This window comes from Mycobacterium sp. M23085 (assembly GCF_045343915.1).
In the GTDB taxonomy this organism is placed as follows: domain Bacteria; phylum Actinomycetota; class Actinomycetes; order Mycobacteriales; family Mycobacteriaceae; genus Mycobacterium.
Genome location: NZ_CP174280.1, coordinates 399160 through 418955, shown reverse-complemented (window position 1 = coordinate 418955; position 19796 = coordinate 399160). Strand labels below are relative to the sequence as shown.

The 19796-nt window shown below is 68.2% G+C and carries 17 protein-coding genes and 1 riboswitch; of the genes, 8 read left to right on the top strand and 9 right to left on the bottom strand.

Features of this window, described 5'->3' with window-relative positions; genetic code table 11:
* Window positions 1–58: 58 nt before the first annotated feature.
* A complete protein-coding gene (locus tag ACIUM1_RS01790) occupies window positions 59–1222 on the bottom strand; it encodes an agmatinase family protein (protein WP_406815599.1) in 1164 nt (387 codons plus the stop codon).
* A 114-nt stretch (window positions 1223–1336) separates the two neighbouring features.
* A riboswitch (guanidine-III (ykkC-III) riboswitch) is annotated at window positions 1337–1399 on the bottom strand.
* A 165-nt stretch (window positions 1400–1564) separates the two neighbouring features.
* On the opposite strand from ACIUM1_RS01790, the gene ureG reads away from it, so the two are divergent.
* Together ureG and ACIUM1_RS01780 are read left to right on the top strand one after the other, a co-directional pair.
* Window positions 1565–2239: an urease accessory protein UreG gene (ureG, locus tag ACIUM1_RS01785; RefSeq protein WP_406815598.1), complete on the top strand. Its 675-nt coding sequence runs from the start codon at window positions 1565–1567 to the stop codon at window positions 2237–2239.
* Complete coding sequence (locus tag ACIUM1_RS01780; RefSeq protein ID WP_406815597.1) at window positions 2239–2886, top strand: urease accessory protein UreD; 648 nt, start codon at window positions 2239–2241, stop codon at window positions 2884–2886. The genes ureG and ACIUM1_RS01780 overlap by 1 nt, the downstream gene beginning before the upstream one ends.
* Here ACIUM1_RS01780 and ACIUM1_RS01775 read toward each other — a convergent pair.
* From ACIUM1_RS01775 to ACIUM1_RS01765, 3 genes are all read right to left on the bottom strand, one after another.
* Window positions 2883–4268 (bottom strand): NAD(P)/FAD-dependent oxidoreductase, encoded by a 1386-nt coding sequence (locus tag ACIUM1_RS01775; RefSeq protein ID WP_406815596.1) that lies wholly within the window; start codon window positions 4266–4268, stop codon window positions 2883–2885. The genes ACIUM1_RS01780 and ACIUM1_RS01775 overlap by 4 nt on opposite strands.
* A gap of 186 nt (window positions 4269–4454) precedes the next feature.
* Window positions 4455–5372 carry an LLM class F420-dependent oxidoreductase gene (locus ACIUM1_RS01770; protein ID WP_406815595.1) on the bottom strand — a complete coding sequence of 306 codons (918 nt, stop codon included), beginning with the start codon at window positions 5370–5372 and terminating at the stop codon, window positions 4455–4457.
* 52 nt (window positions 5373–5424) lie between these two features.
* Window positions 5425–6102 carry an SDR family oxidoreductase gene (locus tag ACIUM1_RS01765; RefSeq protein WP_406815594.1) on the bottom strand — a complete coding sequence of 226 codons (678 nt, stop codon included), beginning with the start codon at window positions 6100–6102 and terminating at the stop codon, window positions 5425–5427.
* A gap of 182 nt (window positions 6103–6284) precedes the next feature.
* Here ACIUM1_RS01765 and modA point away from each other — a divergent pair, with 182 nt between their 5' ends.
* Window positions 6285–7061, top strand: coding sequence for a molybdate ABC transporter substrate-binding protein (gene modA, locus ACIUM1_RS01760; RefSeq protein WP_406815593.1), 777 nt, complete (start codon window positions 6285–6287; stop codon window positions 7059–7061).
* Window positions 7062–7140: 79 nt separating this feature from the next.
* Here modA and ACIUM1_RS01755 read toward each other — a convergent pair whose 3' ends face one another.
* Window positions 7141–9774, bottom strand: a complete 2634-nt coding sequence (locus ACIUM1_RS01755; RefSeq protein ID WP_406815592.1) for an ATP-binding protein — start codon at window positions 9772–9774, stop codon at window positions 7141–7143.
* A 183-nt stretch (window positions 9775–9957) separates the two neighbouring features.
* On the opposite strand from ACIUM1_RS01755, the gene ACIUM1_RS01750 reads away from it, so the two are divergent.
* From ACIUM1_RS01750 to ACIUM1_RS01730, 5 genes are all read left to right on the top strand, one after another.
* The gene (locus ACIUM1_RS01750; RefSeq protein WP_406817900.1) at window positions 9958–10755 is read left to right on the top strand and encodes an ABC transporter permease; all 798 of its coding nucleotides are present in this window, start codon (window positions 9958–9960) and stop codon (window positions 10753–10755) included.
* Between the two features lie 2 nt (window positions 10756–10757).
* Window positions 10758–11861, top strand: coding sequence for a sulfate/molybdate ABC transporter ATP-binding protein (locus ACIUM1_RS01745; protein ID WP_406815591.1), 1104 nt, complete (start codon window positions 10758–10760; stop codon window positions 11859–11861).
* A gap of 133 nt (window positions 11862–11994) precedes the next feature.
* On the top strand, window positions 11995–13113 hold the full coding sequence (locus tag ACIUM1_RS01740) for an alanine and proline-rich secreted protein Apa (RefSeq protein ID WP_406815590.1): 1119 nt from the start codon (window positions 11995–11997) through the stop codon (window positions 13111–13113).
* Between the two features lie 148 nt (window positions 13114–13261).
* Window positions 13262–13561, top strand: coding sequence for a GlsB/YeaQ/YmgE family stress response membrane protein (locus tag ACIUM1_RS01735; RefSeq protein ID WP_406815589.1), 300 nt, complete (start codon window positions 13262–13264; stop codon window positions 13559–13561).
* 48 nt (window positions 13562–13609) lie between these two features.
* A complete protein-coding gene (locus ACIUM1_RS01730; protein ID WP_406815588.1) occupies window positions 13610–14638 on the top strand; it encodes a zinc-binding alcohol dehydrogenase family protein in 1029 nt (342 codons plus the stop codon).
* Window positions 14639–14644: 6 nt separating this feature from the next.
* Here the strand turns inward: ACIUM1_RS01730 and ACIUM1_RS01725 are convergent, their stop codons facing one another.
* The 4 genes from ACIUM1_RS01725 to ACIUM1_RS01710 form a co-directional block, all read right to left on the bottom strand.
* Window positions 14645–15406 (bottom strand): lysostaphin resistance A-like protein, encoded by a 762-nt coding sequence (locus ACIUM1_RS01725; RefSeq protein WP_406815587.1) that lies wholly within the window; start codon window positions 15404–15406, stop codon window positions 14645–14647.
* Between the two features lie 47 nt (window positions 15407–15453).
* A complete protein-coding gene (locus tag ACIUM1_RS01720) occupies window positions 15454–17850 on the bottom strand; it encodes a phosphoketolase (RefSeq protein ID WP_406815586.1) in 2397 nt (798 codons plus the stop codon).
* Between the two features lie 46 nt (window positions 17851–17896).
* Entirely contained in the window at window positions 17897–18757 is an 861-nt protein-coding gene (locus ACIUM1_RS01715) for an SDR family oxidoreductase (protein ID WP_406815585.1), read from the bottom strand.
* Window positions 18758–18861: 104 nt separating this feature from the next.
* Entirely contained in the window at window positions 18862–19779 is a 918-nt protein-coding gene (locus ACIUM1_RS01710) for an undecaprenyl-diphosphate phosphatase (protein WP_406815584.1), read from the bottom strand.
* Between the last annotated feature and the right edge of the window lie 17 nt (window positions 19780–19796).

The window sequence follows — 19796 nt, the reverse complement described above, 5'->3', positions numbered from 1 at the left end:
CGGTTTATCCCGCGGTGCTGCACACCGCGGGCCCACGTCGCCGCCGAACGGCCGAGACCTAATCGGCGAACGGTCCCCAAGCGTGACGCTTCATTGCGGCCGGCTTCTTGCCGAGCTTGCCCGCCCGCACCATCACAGCCAGGCTGTCCAGGATGACCCGGCTGCTCATCAGTGCCGTCTGCTCCGCCCAGTCGTAAGGCGGCGAGCACTCGACGACCTCGATGCCGTTCAACCCCGGTTCCGAAATCATCCGGATCAGGTTCAGCGCTTCGCGCGGCAGCAGACCGCCGGGCTCCGGCCAGCCGGTGCCGGGCACGAATCCGGCGTCGATGACGTCGATGTCGAACGACAGGTAGACCGCCTTGGCGTCCTTCCACGCCGTTTCGAGCGCGATTTCGGCGACCTTTTCGATGCCGACACGCTCAACGTCTCCGACCGTGATGACGGTGCTCCCGCGCTGCCGGCCCACCTGGACGCCCGCGCGGGGCGCCTGCCATCCGCCGATGCCGATCTGCACGAGGTTGGTGGCCGGCGCGTTTTTGATGTTGGTGGCGTGGAACCACGGGGTGGTGTGCATCCGCTCGTCGAGATCGGTTTCCTGGGTGTCGACATGGCGGTCGAAGTGGATGATGCCCACATTGCCGTCCAGGTAGGGGGCCAGACCCCGCACGGTCGGGAAGCCGATCGAGTGGTCGCCACCGAGCACCACCGGGAACACGCCCTTGGAGACCACGTGCGCCATGGCCTGGCTGATCTGGTCGAACGACTTCTCGATGTTGGCGGGAATCGTGACCACGTCGCCGATGTCGACGATGTTGAGCTGTTCCCGCAGGTCGACGCCCAGTTCGTAGCAGTACGTCCCGAACAGGTTGGTGGAGCGGCGGATCCCCATCGGCCCGAACCGGGTGCCCGGGCGGTACGTGGTGCCCGCGTCCAGCGGTGCCCCGAAGACGGCCACCTCGGCGTCGGCGACGTCGTTCACGTCCTCCAGGAACGGGGCCTTCAGAAACGTCCCCCGTTCCCCGGCGAAGTGCGGCAGCTCGCCTCGGGCGAACGTCGACAGGGTGCGGTCGTTGATGGTGGGCGCGGCTTCCAGCCCATGGCTGATGCAGCGGTCGATCTCCTCGCGGTGCCGGCGGGTGGACAGCTCGGCCTCGGCCTGCTGCGCCCACGCGCCCTCACGGTTGGGGATGTCGGCCTGGCCGGCGAACGGGTTGAACATGAAAAATCCTCTCGTCGAGTCTCAACTCACGGCGGAGGATGCCCCGACGACCAGGACCAAACGGAGGAGAAGTTCGCAGACCGTTTTCGGTTGACCGGCACGCCAGGCATCCCGCGGTCACCGTCTTGTCGCTCTCCGGGTACGGCGAACTCGTCCGGGCGGCCGCTTCGGCGCGCCGCTGTATAAGGTACCTGCTCGGCCAACAACTGCAAATCGGGCCACGCCCAGCTGCATCCGATCCGTGCACCGCGGCTGGTCGACCGGTCCGCGGCCTGCTCGATACGCTGGCTGAGCGCCACGCCGAACACGAGCGGGCCCTGTCAATTTCCTGAAAGGCCTGTCATGGCAACACATGTCCACACCCATCCGCACGCGCCCAGCGGGCGGCCGAAACGGGTCAGGCAGCCGGGGGAGCCGCTGCGGATCGGCGTCGGCGGCCCGGTGGGTTCGGGAAAGACGGCCTTGGTGGCGGCACTGTGCCGACAGCTGCGCGACGAGCTCTCCCTGGCGGTGCTGACCAACGACATCTACACCACCGAGGACGCCGACTTCCTGCGGCGGCACGCGGTGTTACCCGACGAGCGGATCGCGGCCGTGCAGACCGGCGGCTGCCCGCACACCGCGATCCGCGACGACATCACCGCGAACCTGGATGCGATAGATGACCTGATCGCCGCGCACGCGCCGCACCTGATTTTGGTGGAGTCCGGCGGCGACAACCTCACCGCGACCTTCTCCTCGGGTTTGGTCGATGTGCAGATCTTTGTCATCGACGTGGCCGGCGGGGACAAGGTTCCCCGCAAAGGCGGCCCCGGGGTGACCTACTCGGATTTGTTGGTAGTCAACAAGACTGACCTGGCACCCCTGGTCGGCGCCGATCTGCAGGTGATGGCCGATGATGCGGCCGCGGTCCGCGACGGCCGCCCGACCGTGTTGCAGTCGTTGAGCGAAAACCCCGCCGCGACAGAGGTTTTGGCTTGGGTGCGGGCGCAGCTGCGCGAGGCGGCGGATCGGTAGTGCACTCCGACGTGCTCGTGGTCGCATATCCGGGCCGGCTGCCGCGGGTGCAGGGCGGCGGTGCGGTGGCGGCCCGATGCACCGCTTTCGACACCGTGCATTTGGTGGGGGCGGCGGCCACGCCGCTGGGGGGCGACACCATCGTCATCCGGGTCATCGTCGAGCCGGGCGGGCGGCTGCGGCTGCGCAGTGCCGCCGCCAGCGTCGCATTGCCGGGACGGAAAACCCGGACGTCTCAAACCCGTTGGGAGATAGAGACCGCCGGCAGCCTCGACATCGACCTCGAGCCGACAGTGGTCGCCGCCGATGCGCGGCACCTGTCGAGCGGGTCCCTCATCCTGCGCGACGACGCCCGGGTGCGCTTCCGCGAACGCGTACAAATCGGCCGATGTGACGAGGCCGACGGGTTCTGGTCGGGATCCCTGCACGCCGACCGCGATGGGCGTCCACTGCTGCGACACCGCGTGGAATTGGGCGCCGGATCGCTGGCCGACGATGCCATCGACGCACCGCGCGCGGCCATCAACGAGTTGCGTTATCCAGCAGACTCATTCGAGGACATCCCGATCGACGCCGGGGCGACCGTGCTGAGGTTGGCCGACGGCGGGATTCTCGCTACGTGGCAGGCCGATCGGCTGATCGGCTAGCTGGCCCGCCTGGCCGCCGGCCGTTTGGCCTCGGCGGCGGCCACCGCCAACTGTTCGAGCCGGGTCCGGGCGAACGCCTGCTGCTCGGTGATGGTCAGCTGGCCGCGCCGGGTGCTCAGGAAGGTCACCGTCCAGGACAGCAGGGTGCTGATCTTGGTCTTGAATCCGACCAGGTAGACCAGGTGCAGCACCAGCCAGGCGAACCAGGCGAACAGGCCGCTGAACTCGACCGGACCGATCTTGGCGACCGCGGAGAACCGCGACACCGTCGCCATGGACCCCTTGTCGAAGTACTGGAACGGCTCCCGATCGGCCGGGTCGGCGCCGCCGAGTTCGGCTTTGATCGCGTTGGCGACGTACTTGGCGCCCTGGATGGCTCCCTGGGCCACTCCCGGCACACCTTCCACGGCGGCCAGGTCACCGATGACGAAGACGTTCGGGTGACCGGGGACGGACAGGTCGGGCAGCACCTTGACGCGACCGGCCCGGTCCAGTTCGACCGACGACTGATCGGCGAGGTCGCGGCCCAGCGGGCTGGCTGACACACCGGCGGACCAAACCTTGCAGGCCGACTCGATACGCCGCACGGCGCCGTCGGAATCCTTGACGGTGATGCCGTTACGGTCGACGTCGGTGACCATCGCACCCAGCTGGATCTCCACGCCCATCTTCTCCAGCCGGGCCGCCGCGCGCTGACCCAGCTTCTCGCCGAACGGCGGCAACACCGCGGGAGCGGCATCGAGCAGGATCACCCGCGCCTTCGTCGAGTCGATGTGACGGAAGGAGCCCTTCAGCGTGTACTTCGCCAATTCTGCGATCTGCCCGGCCATTTCGACGCCGGTGGGGCCGGCCCCGATCACGGTGAACGTCAGCAGCTTGGCCCGCCGTTCGGGATCGCGAGACCGCTCCGCCTGTTCGAATGCGCTCAGGATCCGGCCTCGCACCTCGAGCGCGTCGTCGATCGACTTCATGCCCGGTGCGAATTCGGCGAAATGGTCGTTGCCGAAATAGGACTGGCCGGCCCCGGCGGCGATGATCAAGCTGTCGTACGGGGTGTCGTAGGTGTGCCCGAGCAAGTCGGACACCACGAACTTGCCCTCCAGATCGATGTGGGTGACGTCACCGAGCAGGACCTGAACGTTGCGCTGCCTGCGCAGCACAACTCGGGTGGGCGGTGCGATATCGCCTTCGGAGACAATGCCTGTCGCCACCTGATACAGCAACGGCTGGAAAAGGTGGTGCGTGGTACGGGCGATCAGCTTGATGTCGACGTTGGCGTGCTTGAGTTTTTTGGCCGCGTTCAGTCCACCGAAACCGGAGCCGATGATGACGACCTGGTGACGGCGCTCTGGTGCAGCTGTCGTACCTGGCTGGGGGCTCATGTTTCCGCTGCTCCTGACGGGGGCTTCTGGACGCGCGACTGCGATCAGCCACCACGCTAGTCAGCGGAATACCCCGAAACCTAGCTGGCAACATGTGTAATCAAACACATCGCCAGTATCACTGCTGGTCGTCGAACGTGATACTCATCATGTTCGTTCGACCGGTGCAGTTGTTCGTTGAGCGGCCTACAGGCCCACGAGCGGACGCAGCGCTTCGCCCGCCGCCTGGATGACGCCGGGTGTGTAGAAGGGCATGTTGATGATCACGCTGTCAATGCCCGCGTCGATCACCTTGGTCTTGATCTGATCGGCGACGGAGTCCGGCGTGCCGGCCACCATGCGCTGCGTCATCTCGGCGGGGATCTGGTCGAGGTTCGCGTTGTCGTCGATCAGCACCGTGATCAGCGTGCTGGTTTCCAGGGTGGCGGGGTCGCGGTCCACCTCCTCGCAGGATCGACGCACGGCGTCCAGCTTGCGCGCCAGCTCGTCGAAACCGGCGATCACGTTGAGGTGGTCGAAATGCCGCGCGGCGAGCGGGATCGTCTTCTTCTCGCCGCTGCCGCCGATCATCAGCGGAATGTGTTCCCGGAAGCGGGGATTGGCGAACGCCTCGCTGGCGTGATACCACTTGCCGGAGAAGGCGGCCCGCTCGCCCTTGATCATCGGCAGGATGATCTGCAGGGCTTCGTCGAGCCGGTTGAACCTATCGGTGAAGGTGCCGAATTCGAAGCCCAACTGATCGTGTTCGAGCTGGAACCAGCCGGTTCCGATGCCCAGGATCGCCCGGCCCTGGCTCACCACGTCCAGCGTGGTGATGATCTTGGCCAGCAGGGCTGGGTTGCGATACGTATTGCCGGTCACCAGCGTGCCCAACTGCACCCGTTCGGTGGCGGTGGCCAGCGCCCCCAGGGCGGTATAGGCCTCCAGCATCGGCTGATCGGGAGTTCCCAGCACGGGCAGTTGGTAAAGATGGTCCATCACGAAAACCGAGTCGAATCCAGCGGATTCGGCTTCGCGGGCTTGCGCGATGACGGTGGGGAAGAGTTGCTCAACCCCGGTGCCGTAGGAGAAGTTGGGAATCTGCAGACCAAGTCGAATAGCCACGAGAATTACCGTAGCGACCGGCCACGCCCCGCAGAAGGGCCCGCGTTACGCCTCAGGCGAAACGGGCCAGCGCGCCGTGGCTCACGTGCAACGTCTGCCCGGTGATGTGGCGAGCCGCCGACGAGGTCAAGAACAACGCCAACCGGGCGGCCTCGGCGGCCACCGGCGCCGGCGTGCGGGACAGTCCCTCATAGCCGGCCTCGGCGCTGCGTCCACCCGCGACGACGTTGACGGTGATCCCGCGGGTGCCGAAAATGCTTGCCTGCCCCGCGGTCCAATTCGACAGGGTCGCCTTGATGGCGGCGTCGGCGCTGCCCGCCGGCGGGTTCTCGGGCACCACACTGATGATGGAGCCACCCGAGCGCAGGTGATCACCCACGGCCTGCACGGTCAACACCGCCGAAAGCACCGTCGCGTCGAGGGCATTGCGCCAGGCGTTGGCCGTATCGGCGAACGAATAGGTACGCGGGTCGCCGGCGTCCCAGGTGGGTGCCGGCACGTTCACGATGGTGTCCAGGTGATGCGGGAACAGCGGACGGGCCTCTTCGAGGCTGGCCGGGTCGGTGGTGTCACAGGCGATCGCCTCGACCTCTAGCTCCTTGGCGGCGATCTCCAGATCGCTCTTGCGTGCGCCCACGAGGGTCACTTTGTGGCCGTCGTTGCGGAAGCTCTCGGCTACCGTGCGCCCCAGCTCCGTGTCTCCGCCGGTAACCAGCACCTCCACTGCCATGACCTCCTGGTGTTCACGCGCGTTATGGCATCGATCCCCACGTATGTTACTGGACGGTAGCTAGTCGGCGAAACTTTCGCCGGCGCGACGCGCGGATCATTTGCATAACTATTCGGCCGCCACTTTCTTGCGGCGATTCGACCGCGGAGCCGACCGCATCATCGGCGGGCTAGGGTGCATCCATGCGTCGGATCGGGATGCTGGCCGCGGTGCTGTCGACGGTGCTGATGGCGGTCCTGACCGGGTGCGGTTCGAAGCCACCCGCTGCGCAGCCGTCGGCGGCGTCCGGCAAGGTCATGGTGTTCGCGGCGGCCTCGCTCAAGCCCGCGTTCACCAAGATCGGCCAGCAGTTCACGAACCAAAACCCGGGACTCGGCGTCGAATTCGACTTCGCCGGTTCCTCGGACCTGGCGACCCAGTTGACCCAGGGCGCGACGGCCGACGTCTTCGCCTCGGCCGACACCGCCCAGATGGACACGGTCAGCAAGGCCGGCCTGCTATCCGGCAACCCGACCAACTTCGCGTCCAACACCTTGGTCATAGTCACCGCGCCGGGCAACCCGAAAGGGATCGGATCCTTCGCCGATCTGAGCAAGCCCGGCCTCGGCGTGGTGATCTGCCAACAACCGGTGCCGTGCGGGGCGGCGACCCATCGCGTCGAAGACAGCACCGGGGTGCACCTCAACCCGGTCAGTGAGGAACCCAGCGTGACCGACGCCCTCAACAAGGTCACCAGTGGCCAGGCCGACGCCGCTCTGGTCTATGTCACCGACGGCAAGTCCGCGGGCAACAAGGTCGCGATCGTGAATTTCCCGGAGGCCGCCGGCGCGGTGAACGTCTATCCCATCGCGCTGCTGAAGAAGGCGCCGCTCGCCAGCCAGGCGCAGAAGTTCGTCGACCTGGTGACCTCGCCCAGCGGACAACAGATCCTGGCCCAGGCCGGCTTCGCGAAACCCTGACCGCCGCCCATGCACCGGCCGACGGGTGGTTGACGCTGCGCCAAAGCTCACGCTCAGCTAACTCCACCCCCCGGGGGGGTCAGCTGCGGTGTTCGAGTTCTGTTCGGAGCTGGGCGATTTGGTCGCAGGCGTACGTCGCCATCGCGGCGGTGGTCATCGCCTCACCCTTGCGGGTGAGCTGTTCGTAGGTTTGACCGCCGAGGGCGTCGCGGAGGTGGGCGATGGCGGCACCGAATTCAAGGAACACCCGCTCAGTCATGGCACCGACCGCGAACCCGACCATGGTGGCCGCAGGTTCGTAGCGCCCATGCCGGTCGAGAAGAGGAGCGAGGATGGCCAGTGGGACGCGGATCGTCGTGGCGTCGCCGGCATTGTGGTAGTTGCGAATCGCCAGAGCGAGGTGGTCGAGCGCGGCCACCGGGTCGCCGTGTTCGGCCTCTAGTCGTGCCACAGTGCTCGCCAGGGTTGACGCGATGGTGCGATTGCCGCTGTCTTGAGCGATCAGCAGGCCCCGGCCGGCCGCGCTGAGCGCTGCGGGGGGATCCGCGTCGCGGAAAGCCAAACCGTAGGCACCGAGCGCCAACGCGAGCAAGTGCGGGTTGCGGGTTGCTTCCGCGGCCTCGATGAGGCCGTCCGCTGAAGCCACCGCCTCCGTACTGGAACCGGCCAGTGCCAGGGCGCCAACCAGCCACGCCCGCAGGTGCACATGGTTGTCGCCGCGGCGCGCCAGCTGCGCCCGGCACAACTCGGCCAACCGCTCGGGCTGTCCCATCGTCAGGTACACAACTCCAAGCACGCCCTCGTCGCCGTACGGCAGCCCCTCGCGGCTCCTTCCGAGAACGATCTGCCCGGCCTCGCAATAGCCGACAGCCGCCTCGATCCGTCCGGCCGTGAAGCACCGCGACGCAATCACATATAGGAACGCCAACCTGGGGTGGCCGACCGCGCGGGCGGACTCGATCAGCTCTTCGGCCCAGGCGGCCGGCTCATAGGTTTGGCAACAAACGCCGAGCCACCCCACATAGGTGGCGATGGCGGCGGCGGCATCCAGATCGTCCTGGTCGGCGGCCCACCGAAACGCGGTGCGCAGATTCGCCAGCTCCAAGGCGAACCAGTCGTAGGCCTCGCGCTGGCGGGGGCTGTCCCACAGGGCCATGATGTCGGCTTCCCGTCCGGCGAAGTAACGCGAGTGGGCGGCCCGAACCTCGGATGCTTCCCCGCGCGCGGCGAGTTGTTCCTCGGCGAACTGGCGGATCGTCTCCAGCAGCGAAAACCGGGTCCGCCCCGAAGACCGGTCAGCCACCAGCAGCGACTTGCGCACCAGGGTATCGAGCAGATCCAGGGTGGCGAAGTCATCATCGGAATCCATGACCGCGCAGGCACTTTCGAGGTCGAATCCCCCGGCGAACACCGAACACCGCTCCAGCAGCGCCTTCTCCGCGTCATCGAGGTGGTCGTAAGACCACGCCACCGCGTGGCGCAGAGTCTGGTGGCGTGACAGGCCGCGGCGGGAGCCGACCAGCAACCGGAACCGGTGATCGAGGCGATCACGCACCTCGATCGCCGTCATCGATGCCATCCTCGAGGCCGCCAACTCGATGGCCAACGGGATGCCATCGAGGCGACGACAGATTTCCAGCACCGCGGCAGCCTCATCGGCGTTGGCCACCGAGAAGTCCGGCGAAACGGCTTGTGCACGTTCAATGAATAGGAAGACCGCGCTGGAGTCGATTCCCGCGTGGACATCCAGCGAGGGCACCGGCCACAGTTGCTCGTCGGCGACTCTTAGTCCTTCGCGGCTGGTCGCCAGAATCGTGACGGTCGCCGAGTTCGCCAGGATCGCCTCTACCAAACAGGCTGCGGCGTCAAGGACGTGCTCACAGTTGTCGAACACCAACAATCGGACCCGCCTCTCCAATGCGGCGGCCACCGACTCGCTGACGCTTTTCCCCGGCTGCTGGATGATGCCCAGCACCGCTGCGACCGCGTCGGGCACCACTGCGGGATCGGCCACCGCTGCCAGCTCGAAAACCCAGACCCCGTCCCGGAATTCGTCGACCAGCCGATCCGCCAACTCGAGCGCAAGGCGGGTCTTGCCGACCCCGCCTACCCCCGTCAACGTCACCAACCGATTCGCCTTCACCGCGGCTTGCAGCTCGACGACCTCGGAGTCGCGGCCGATGAAACTCGTCGTCGCAGCCCGCAGATTCCCCGGATTCACATCGAGTGCCCGAAGAGCCGGAAAGTCCGTGCGCAGGCCTTCTGCTTGAACCTGGAACACCTGGACCGGGTTCGGGAGATCCCGCAACCGTCTGGGTCCCAAGTCGATGAGATCAACGCCGCTGAGCAGGCACGCCGTGGAGTCGGCCAACAGGATCTGCCCACCATGTCCGGCGGCCATCACCCGCGCAGCGCGGTTGAGGACCGCACCGAAGTAATCCCCCTCGCGCAGTTCGGCTTCGCCGGTCGCCAGCCCCATTCGCACCGGCAACTCCAGCTGTAGCTGCGCGGCGACGGCCGCATCAACCGCACATCTTGGCGAGGCGAATGCCGCACACACGCCGTCGCCGGTGTGCTTGAACATGAAGCCGTCGTGCGCCTCGATCGCCGTGCGCAACACCTCGTCGTGGTTGGCCAGCGCCTCCCGCATCGCCTCCGCGTCTGCTTCCCACCGACGGGTGGAACCCTCGACGTCGGTGATCAAAAACGTCACCACTCCTGAAGGAGCAGCTGCCGCAGCAGCGGACACCTCTGCAGAATCTCACAGCAGATCTGCTCCTGCCTCTTACATCTGCAGAAACTCCCGCGCCGAGCACGGGACTGCAGCTGATTCGCGAGCCGCAGCGCTAGGTTAGGGCGGTGCGGATCTCCCGACCGTGGTTAGGCAGGTGGACGTATTCGCGAGCGTCGCACTGATCTGCCCCGCTGGGTGTACATTCCCGCAGCGGTGGGCGCCGTCTTCGTTGTGCTGCCGCTGCTGGCCATCGCGGTCAAGGTCGACTGGCCGCACTTCTGGTCGCTGATCACCAGCTCGTCGTCGCGCACGGCGCTGCTGCTCAGCCTGAAGACCGCGGCCGCCAGCACGGTGGCGTGCGTGGCGCTGGGGGTACCGCTGGCGCTGGTGCTGGCGCGCAGCACCGCGCGCGTGATCCGACTGCTCCGGCCGCTGATCCTGCTGCCCCTGGTATTGCCGCCCGTGGTGGGCGGAATCGCGCTGCTGTACGCGTTCGGCCGGCTCGGATTGCTCGGCCGATATCTGGAAGCCGCCGGTGTCAGCATCGCCTTCAGCACCACCGCCGTCGTGCTCGCACAAACCTTCGTCTCGCTGCCGTTCCTGGTGATTTCCCTGGAGGGCGCCGCGCGTACCGCCGGGGCCGATTACGAGCTGGTGGCCGCGACGCTGGGAGCGCGCCCGAGCGTCGTCTGGTGGCGCGTCACCCTGCCGCTGCTGTTGCCGGGCGTGGCGTCGGGGGCGGTGCTGGCCTTCGCCCGCTCGCTCGGTGAGTTCGGCGCGACGCTGACCTTCGCCGGATCACGGCAGGGGGTGACCCGCACGCTGCCGCTGGAGATCTATCTGCAACGGGTGGCCGACGCCGATGCCGCTGTGGCGCTGTCGATCTTGCTTGTGGTGGTGGCGGCCCTGGTGGTCTTGGGCCTCGGCACTCGCCGCCTGACCCGGACCGACACCGGGTAACCATGAGCGAATTGCAGCTGCGCACGGTCGTCGCGGACCGCCATCTGGACGTGGAGTTCTCCGTGTCCGCGGGTGAGGTGCTCGCAATGCTCGGACCCAACGGCGCGGGCAAATCGACCGTCCTACACGTCATCGCGGGGCTGCTTCGTCCAGATGACGGGTCGGTGCGGCTGGGGAACCGGGTCTTGACCGACACCGCCGCCGGCATAAACGTGGCGACGCACGACCGCCGGGTCGGGCTGCTGCTGCAGGACGCGTTGCTGTTCCCGCACATGAGCGTTGCCGCCAACGTCGCTTTCGGCCCGCACAGCCGGGGCGCGAGGTTGGCCCCTGCTCGCGCCGCTCAGACGGCGACCGCGCTGCGCTGGCTGCGCGAGGTCGACGCCGAGCGCTTCGCCGACCGGAAACCGCGACAACTGTCCGGGGGGCAGGCCCAGCGGGTGGCCATTGCCCGGGCGCTGGCCGCCGAACCCGAGGTGTTGCTGCTGGACGAACCGCTGGCCGGTCTCGACGTCGCCGCGGCCGCCGCGATCCGGGCAGTGCTGCGCAGGGTCATCACCCGCACCGGGTGCTCGGCCATCCTGGTCACCCACGACCTGCTGGACGCGTTCACCCTGGCCGACCGCGTCCTGGTGCTGGAATCCGGCAAAATCGCCGAAATCGGCCCGGTGCCCGAGGTTCTCACCGCGCCCCGCAGTCATTTCGCGGCCCGCATCGCGGGCATCAACCTGGTGAACGGAACCGTGGACCGTGACGGTTCGCTGCGCGCGGATGCCGGCGACCGCTGGTATGCCACCCCGACACAGAGCGGCGAACCGCTCGTGGCGGAGCAGCATGCGATCGCCGTGTTCCCGCCGACGGCGGTGGCCGTCTACCGCGACCGCCCGCACGGCAGCCCCCGCAACACCGTTGAGGTCACCGTGGCCGAGATGGACGTCCGCGGGCCGGCGGTGTTGGTGCGCGGCGCGCAGCAACCCGATGGCGCCCCGGGCCTCGCCGCGGAGATCACCGTCGACGCCGCTGCAGAGCTGCAACTGGTGCCGGGGGATCGAGTGTGGTTCTCCGTCAAGGCCCGCGAGGTGGCGCTGCATCCCGCCGCCCGATGAGCCGCTTGATGAGCCGCTCACCGGACGGCGCCGGGCCCGAGACGGTTGCACATCGGCAACATCGGTAAATCCTCGCCGCATTCGTCCGCACTGCATCCTTGCGTCACAGCGGTAACACGGTAGGTTCGTCGCCATGGAGCAGGTGGATCCGACCTCGACCCGTCGTAAAGGACTGTGGACGACGCTGGCGATCACCACGGTGACCGGCGCCAGCGCTGTCGCCATCGCGTCGCCGGCGACATCCCACGCCGATCCCGAGGTGCCGACCCCGGTCCCGCCGACCACGGCCACGGCCCCGCCCGGGGCGCCGGCGACCAACGCGCCGCCCGCCGCCCAGGCGCCGAATGGGCAACCGGCACCGGGTGATCCGAACGCCGTCCCGCCACCGCCGGCCAACCCGAACGGCGCACCGCCACCGCCGGCCAACCCCAACGGGGCGCCCCCACCGCCGGCCGATCCGAATGCGCCGCCGCCACCGCCGGTTGACCCGAATGCCGGGCGGGTCACCAACGCGGTTGGGGGATTCAGCTACGTCCTGCCCCCCGGCTGGGTGGAGTCGGACGCGTCGCACCTGGACTACGGCTCGGCGCTGCTGAGCAAGGTCACCGGCCCACCGCCGATGCCCGACCAGCCACCGGCGGTCGCCAACGACACGCGCATCGTGATGGGACGCCTGGACCAAAAGCTCTACGCCAGTGCGGAAGCCAACAACGCCAAGGCCGCGGTGCGGTTGGGCTCGGACATGGGCGAGTTCTTCATGCCCTATCCCGGAACCCGGATCAATCAGGACTCCACCCCGCTCAACGGGAGCAACGGAAGCACCGGCAGCGCGTCATACTACGAAGTCAAGTTCAGCGACGCGTCCAAGCCGAACGGCCAGATCTGGACGGGCGTCATCGGTTCGGCAAACGGCGGGACGGCCCAGCGCTGGTTCGTGGTATGGCTCGGAACCTCGAACGACCCGGTGGACAAGGTCGCCGCCAAGGCGCTTACCGAGTCGATCCAGGCGTGGACGCCGCCCGCGGCTCCTGGGGCGCCGGCGCCGGGAACGCCGCCGGCTCCTGGCGCACCCGCGCCCGCTCCTGCAGCACCCGCGGCTCCCGGCGCACCCGCACCCGCTCCTGCAGCACCCCCGGCTCCTGGCGCACCCGCCAATCCCGGCGCGCCGGCGCCGGTTCCCGGTGGCGCGCCGGCCTCCTCAGAGGCCAGCCCGACACCCACCCCGACACCGCAGCAGACCCTGTCGGCCTGACCACCCCGCTCGACCGGCCCGCTCGCACCTGTAAACCGACTGGTCAACCGTCTCCAATTCGGCACTCATTTCGTGACCCAAACTGGGTATACCGAAATGACGGCCCAGCAAATAGCTGGGCTTTGCCAGCGACTGCAAGGAGACCCCAATGGACGTCACTGCTGCTACCGAATATCTGGCCCGCTCCACGACGTTTACCAGCGTCGGCATCATCGGTTACATCATCATCGGCGGCTTGGCCGGCGCGCTCGCCAGCCGGATCATCCGCGGTAGCGGGGCCGGCATCTTGATGGACATCGTGATCGGTGTCGTCGGCGCGTTAATCGGCGGCTTCATCCTGAGCTTCTTCGTCAACACCGCGGGTGGTGGCCTGATCTTCACCTTCTTCACCGCACTGCTCGGAGCCCTCCTGCTGCTCTGGGTCGTCGGCATGGTGCGCAGGACGTAATCGGGCTGAACCCGTTGCGGCCGTGGTGGTTAGCGGCATGATGGTTTGATGCCTCCACCGGTGACCACCACGGCAATGCGCGCCTGGCGTGTGCGTCGGCCCGGGCCGATCAACACGGGCCCGCTGGAGCAGGTCACCGCGCAGGTGCCACGCCCGGGACCCACCGAACTGCTGGTGGCGGTGCGCGCGTGCGGTGTCTGCCGCACCGACCTGCACGTCACCGAAGGCGATCTGCCCGTCCACCGCGACGGGGTCATTCCCGGCCATGAGGTGGTCGGCGAGGTCATCGAAATCGGTTCTGAGGCCGGCGACGAATTCCGGCTGGGCGACCGCGTGGGCATCGCCTGGCTGCGGCACACCTGCGGCGTCTGCGCCTATTGTCGCCGGGGCGACGAAAACCTATGTCCCTATTCCCGCTACACCGGCTGGGACGCCGACGGCGGCTACGCCGAATTCGCCACCGTCCCCGCCGCTTTCGCCCATCCTCTGCCGAGCGGCTACAGCGACAGTGAGCTGGCCCCGCTGCTGTGCGCGGGAATCATCGGCTACCGCTCGCTGCAGCGCGCCGAGCTGCCGCCCGGTGGGCGCCTGGGACTCTACGGCTTCGGCGGCAGCGCGCACATCACCGCGCAGGTGGCGCTGGCGCAGGGCGCCGAGGTACACGTGATGACCCGCGGATCCCGGGCGCAGGCGCTGGCGTTGAAGCTCGGTGCGGCGTCGGCGCAAGGCGCGGCCGATCCGCCGCCGGTGCCGCTGGATGCCGCGATTTTGTTCGCCCCGGTGGGTGATCTGGTGCTGCCCGCGCTGGAAGCGCTGGACCGCGGCGGCACCCTGGCGATCGCCGGGATCCATCTGTCCGATATCCCCGCCCTGAACTACCAGCGCCACCTGTTCCAGGAACGCCAGGTCCGGTCGGTCACGTCCAACACCAGGGCGGACGCGCGGGCCTTCCTGGATTTCGCGGGTGAGCACCACATCGCGGTGACGACGCCGGAATACCCGCTCGGACAGGCAGATCGGGCGCTGCAGGATCTGAGCGCGGGCCGCATCGCGGGCGCGGCGGTACTGCTGGTCTGATCGGCGTCAGGTCGACAGGTGCCACACCAGCGCGGCGGCCAGCGCGCCGAGCCCGTTCAACGACCAGTGCAACGCGATCGGCGCGATCAGGCTGCCGCTGCGCCGGCGCAGCCAGCTGAAGACGAATCCGGCGGCGCCGGTCGCCAGGACCGCCCCGGCCACCCCGGCCGTCATGCCCGCCACCCCGCCGCCGAATAGCCGGGTAAAGCCGACGTTGCTGCTGGTCAACCCAAACGACGTGGCCACGTGCCACAGCCCGAACAACAGCGAGCCCGCCAGCGCGACGCCGCGAAAACCCCAGGCCCGGTTGAGCGCACCGTGCAGGACGCCCCGGAAGGCGAGTTCCTCGGGGATGACGGTCTGCAGCGGGATGACGACCATCGAGGCGATCATCGCCCCGGAAATCGTTGCGTAGCGGTTGTTCATGAACATCGGCCGGGTCGCCGGCAGCAACACCCCCAGCGCGATCACCGACGCGACGACCACCACCGCGGCCACCGCGTAACCCAGCCCGGGCTTCCAGTGCTCGCGTCCCAGGCCGAGGTCCGCCCAGCCCAGCCCGCGCCAGCGCATCAAGATGACCAGCCCGACCGCCGCGGCCGGGACGGTGGCGACGCCTGCCCACGGGGTGGTGAAGTGCGCGATCAGGTTGGTCAGTACCAACACCGCTACGACGACGGCGATGTCGAGGTGGATCCGGAACCGGTGCACCGTCGAAAGCTGCGACACCGCGGGGCGAATGTCGGCTGTCCCCGCGGCGTCAAACATCCGACCAGTTTACCGGTGCCCGACGGCGCGGCCGCGTCACTCGACTCTCAGTCCGACGCCTCGCTCGACCCCCAGGTCCATCCCGCGATCGCCGGGTCGTCCTCGCCGTGCTCGCGGGTGTAGGTGCGCGCGGCGAGCCGCGCGTCGGCCATGCGCTGCCGCAGCATGGCGGCCCGGCTGGCCAACCCGTCAACCCGGTCGATGACGTCCATGACCAGGTGGAAGCGATCCAGGTCGTTGAGCATCACCATGTCGAACGGCGTCGTGGTGGTGCCGCGCTCCTTGAAGCCGCGCACGTGCATATGTGCGTGATTGGTGCGGCTGTAGGTGAGCCGGTGGATCAGCCAGGGATAGCCGTGGTAGGCGAAGATCACCGGCCTGTCGCGGGTGAACAGCGCGTCGAACTCGCGGTCCGGCAGGCCGTGCGGATGCTCGGAATCCGGCTGCAGCCGCATCAGGTCCACGACGTTGATCACCCGCACGCGCAGCTCCGGCAGTTCGCGGCGCAGGATGTCGGCGGCGGCCAGCGTTTCCAGCGTGGGGACGTCGCCGGCGCAGGCCAACACCACGTCGGGTTCGTCGGTGGCCGTGCTCGCCCAGGGCCAGATGCCCAGGCCGCGGGTGCAATGCGCGATCGCGTCGTCCATGTCCAGGTAGGCCAGCGCCGGCTGTTTGCCGGCGACGATGACGTTGATGTAGTCACGGCTGCGCAGGCAGTGGTCGGCCACCGAGAGCAGCGTGTTGCCGTCCGGCGGCAGGTAGACGCGGGTCAGCTCCGGTCGCTTGTTGGCGACGAGGTCGATGAAGCCCGGGTCCTGGTGGGACGCGCCGTTGTGGTCCTGGCGCCAGACGTGCGAGCTGAGCAGGTAGTTGAGCGACGCGATCGGCCGGCGCCATGGCAGTTCCCGGCTGGTGGCAAGCCATTTCGCGTGCTGGTTGAGCATCGAGTCGACGATGTGCACGAACGCTTCGTAGCAGTTGAACAGCCCGTGCCGCCCGGTCAGCAGGTAACCCTCCAGCCAGCCCTGGCAGAGGTGCTCGGAAAGCACCTCCATCACCCGGCCGTCGGGCCCGAGATGCTCGTCGTCGGGCTCAACCTTCGAAAGCCACACCTTGTCCGTCGCACCGAACACGGCGTCGAGCCGGTTGGAGGCCGTCTCGTCGGGCCCCATCAACCGGAACCGGTCCCGGTTGCGGGCGATCACGTCGCGCAGGAACCCACCCAGCACCCGGGTGGCCTCATGCGTGGCCGTCGCCGGCCGCTCCACCGCCACGGCGTAGTCGCGAAAGTCCGGCAGGTCCAGATCGTGCAGCAGCAGCCCGCCGTTGGCGTGCGGGTTGGCGCTCATCCGCCGATCGCCGGTGGGCGCCAGCGCCCGCAATTCGTCGCGCAGCCTGCCGTTTTCGTCGAAGAGCTGCTCGGGCCCGTAGCTGCGCAGCCATTCCTCCAACTGGGCGCGGTGTTCGGGGTTGTCGTGCGTCTCGGACAGCGGCACCTGATGCGAGCGCCAGGTGCCCTCGACCTTCTTGCCGTCCACCACCTTGGGCCCGGTCCAGCCCTTGGGGGTGCGCAGGACGATCATCGGCCACACCGGTCGCTCTGCCTGACCGCCGCCGCGGGCCGCGCCCTGGATGGCCGCGATGTCGTCGAACGCGTCGTCGAGCGCGGCGGCCAACTGCTGGTGCACGTCGGCCGGGTCGTCACCGGCGACCGTGATCGGCCGGTAGCCGTAGCCGCGCAGCAGCGACTCCAGCTCCTCGTGCGGGATCCGGGCCAGCACCGTCGGGTTGGCGATCTTGTAGCCGTTGAGCGCCAGGATCGGCAGCACCGCGCCGTCGGTCACCGGGTTGAGGAACTTGTTGGAATGCCAGCTGGCGGCCAGCGGCCCGGTTTCGGCCTCGCCGTCACCGACGACGCAGGCCACCACCAGGTACGGGTTGTCCAGGGCCGCGCCGTAGGCGTGCACCAGCGCATAGCCGAGCTCGCCGCCCTCGTGGATGGATCCCGGCGTCTGGGCCGCGACGTGGCTGGGGATGCCGCCGGGGAAGGAGAACTGCCGGAACAGCTTGCGCAGCCCTTCGGTGTCCTCCTCGATGCCGGTGTACACCTCGCTGTAGGTGCCTTCCAGGTAGGCGTTGGCGACCAGCCCCGGTCCGCCGTGACCCGGTCCGGTCACATAGATGACGTCGGCGTCGCGGTCGCGGATGATGCGGTTCAGGTGCGCGTAGATGAGGTTGAGGCCCGGCGTGGTGCCCCAGTGCCCCAGCAACCGGGGTTTGATGTGCTCGCTCGACAACGGCTCGCGCAGCAGCGGGTTGTCCAGCAGGTAGATCTGCCCCACCGACAAGTAATTGGCGGCACGCCAGTACTTGTCGAGGAGAGCGACTTCGTCGTCGGAGAGCGGAGATTGCGCGGGCGCGGGGGTTCGGGTTTCTAGGCTCACTCGGCCGATTGTCCGCGCCATCGGCGAACAATGCTCGTACGGGCGATTACTCTTCGCCGCGGGCGCGCGCCTCGTACGCCTGGCGCTTCGCGACGTCGACGTCGTCGGTGAAGACGTGGTCGCCGCCGAGCATCCGGTTGAGGCCCTCGGCGAGGCGGCGCGGCCAGAACTTCTGGGACACCACCATTGCGCCCGCCGCCTTGGTGATCCGGACCCGGGGCTTGGGGTGGGCCACCAGGTTGACGATCGCGTCGGCGATCTCGGTGGGTTCGGCGTTGCGGAACCCCTTCATGCCGGGAGTCCCGGCGACCAACTCGGTGTTGACGAACGTCGGCAGCACCGTGGAGAACTTGACCCCGGCCGACCGGTACTCCAGCCGCGCCGAGTCGGTGAACGCCACCACCGCATGCTTGCTGGCGCAGTAGGTGGCGAGCCCGACGATGTGGAGCTCGCCGGCCAGCGAGGCGACGTTGATGACGTGCCCTTTGCCCCGGGGCACCATCCGCTGGGCGGCCAGTTTGCTGCCCAGCATCACGCCGTAGACGTTGATGTCCAGAATCCGCCGGGTGACCGCGTCCGGCTCGTCGACGATCCGGCCGACGGGCATGATGCCGGCATTGTTGATCAGCACGTCGATCGGCCCGAGCTGGCGCTCGACCTCGTCCAGGAAATCGGAGAACGAGTGCGGGTCGGTGACGTCGAGTTTCCCGTAGACGTCGAGGCCCAGGTCGGCGCCCGACTCCTTCACCCGCGTCTCGTCGACGTCGCCGATGGCCACCTTGGCGCCCAGGTTGTGCAGGGCGGTGGCGGTGGCCAGCCCGATGCCCCGGGCGCCGCCGGTGATCACGATGACTTTGCCTTTTAGCCGGCCGCTACCCTGCTGGCCAATCGAAGCCGTGTCTGCCATTCGGCCCCTCCAGGTTCTTGACGGGTGTCAATTGGACATCGGGCTAAGCACAGCACCCGACGTCGCCCCGCGCAACAATCCCAGACTGACCGGCGCTCGCCGGCTCAGCTCAGGGCAAACCAGACCAGGCTGGCGCCGCCGGCCAGCGCGCAGTAGATGGCGAACGGCGTCAGCGTGCGGGTCTCGAAATAGCGCGTCAGGAAGCGCACCGCGAGATAGGCGCAGACGAAGGAGGCGACGCTGCCGGCCAGCACCTGGCCACCGATCCCGGCGCCGAGCGGCCCGAATAGTTCCGGGATCTTATAGACGCCCGCGGCCAGGATGATCGGCGTCGCAAGGAGGAAGGAGAACCGGGCCGCGTCTTCGTGCGACAAGCCGCGCCACAGGCCGGCCACGATGGTGATTCCCGAGCGGCTCACGCCGGGCAGCAGCGCCAGGATTTGCGCCGCACCGATCACCACGCCGCGCGGCAGGGGGAGTTGCGCGAGCCGGTGATCCGAGGCCTCGTCACCGTGTTCGGGCTCCTGGCCGGCTTTCCCGGCCTCAGCCGGTGCGGGCGCGATGCGCCGGCGCAACACCTCGCCGACGTACAGGGCGATGCCGTTGAGCAACAAGAAGGCCGCCGCGGGGACGGGCTTGCCGAGCGTGGTACGGAACAGCTGTTCCAGCAGCAGCCCGGCCAGGCCCACCGGGATGGTGCCCGCCACGATCAGCCAGGCCAGCCGTTCGTCGGGCGTCTGGATCCGCCGATGGCGCAGCGAGGTGCAGAACCCGGTCAGGATGCGCACCCAGTCGCGCCAGAAGAACACCAGCAGGGCGGCGGCGGTGGCCACGTGCAGGCCCACGATGAACGCGAGGTACGGCGATTTGGGCGCGGACACGCTGAGGTCCTGGGCCCATCGCCCACCGACGAGCGCCGGCACCAGCACCGCGTGCCCCAGGCTGGAGACCGGGAACAGTTCGGTGACGCCTTGGAACGCGCCGACCACTATGGCCTCGACGTAGCTCAAGTGCGCGGTCATAGTGCTGCCTCCATGAG

What these genes read in the sequence shown, in the direction of transcription:
- ACIUM1_RS01790 (WP_406815599.1), bottom strand. Translation starts at nt 1,222, where the DNA reads ATGTTCAACCCGTTCGCCGGCCAGGCCGACATCCCCAACCGTGAGGGC.
- ureG (WP_406815598.1), top strand. Translation starts at nt 1,565, where the DNA reads ATGGCAACACATGTCCACACCCATCCGCACGCGCCCAGCGGGCGGCCG.
- ACIUM1_RS01775 (WP_406815596.1), bottom strand. Translation starts at nt 4,268, where the DNA reads ATGAGCCCCCAGCCAGGTACGACAGCTGCACCAGAGCGCCGTCACCAG.
- ACIUM1_RS01765 (WP_406815594.1), bottom strand. Translation starts at nt 6,102, where the DNA reads ATGGCAGTGGAGGTGCTGGTTACCGGCGGAGACACGGAGCTGGGGCGC.
- modA (WP_406815593.1), top strand. Translation starts at nt 6,285, where the DNA reads ATGCGTCGGATCGGGATGCTGGCCGCGGTGCTGTCGACGGTGCTGATG.
- ACIUM1_RS01745 (WP_406815591.1), top strand. Translation starts at nt 10,758, where the DNA reads ATGAGCGAATTGCAGCTGCGCACGGTCGTCGCGGACCGCCATCTGGAC.
- ACIUM1_RS01740 (WP_406815590.1), top strand. Translation starts at nt 11,995, where the DNA reads ATGGAGCAGGTGGATCCGACCTCGACCCGTCGTAAAGGACTGTGGACG.
- ACIUM1_RS01735 (WP_406815589.1), top strand. Translation starts at nt 13,262, where the DNA reads ATGGACGTCACTGCTGCTACCGAATATCTGGCCCGCTCCACGACGTTT.
- ACIUM1_RS01730 (WP_406815588.1), top strand. Translation starts at nt 13,610, where the DNA reads ATGCCTCCACCGGTGACCACCACGGCAATGCGCGCCTGGCGTGTGCGT.
- ACIUM1_RS01725 (WP_406815587.1), bottom strand. Translation starts at nt 15,406, where the DNA reads ATGTTTGACGCCGCGGGGACAGCCGACATTCGCCCCGCGGTGTCGCAG.
- ACIUM1_RS01715 (WP_406815585.1), bottom strand. Translation starts at nt 18,757, where the DNA reads ATGGCAGACACGGCTTCGATTGGCCAGCAGGGTAGCGGCCGGCTAAAA.
- ACIUM1_RS01710 (WP_406815584.1), bottom strand. Translation starts at nt 19,779, where the DNA reads ATGACCGCGCACTTGAGCTACGTCGAGGCCATAGTGGTCGGCGCGTTC.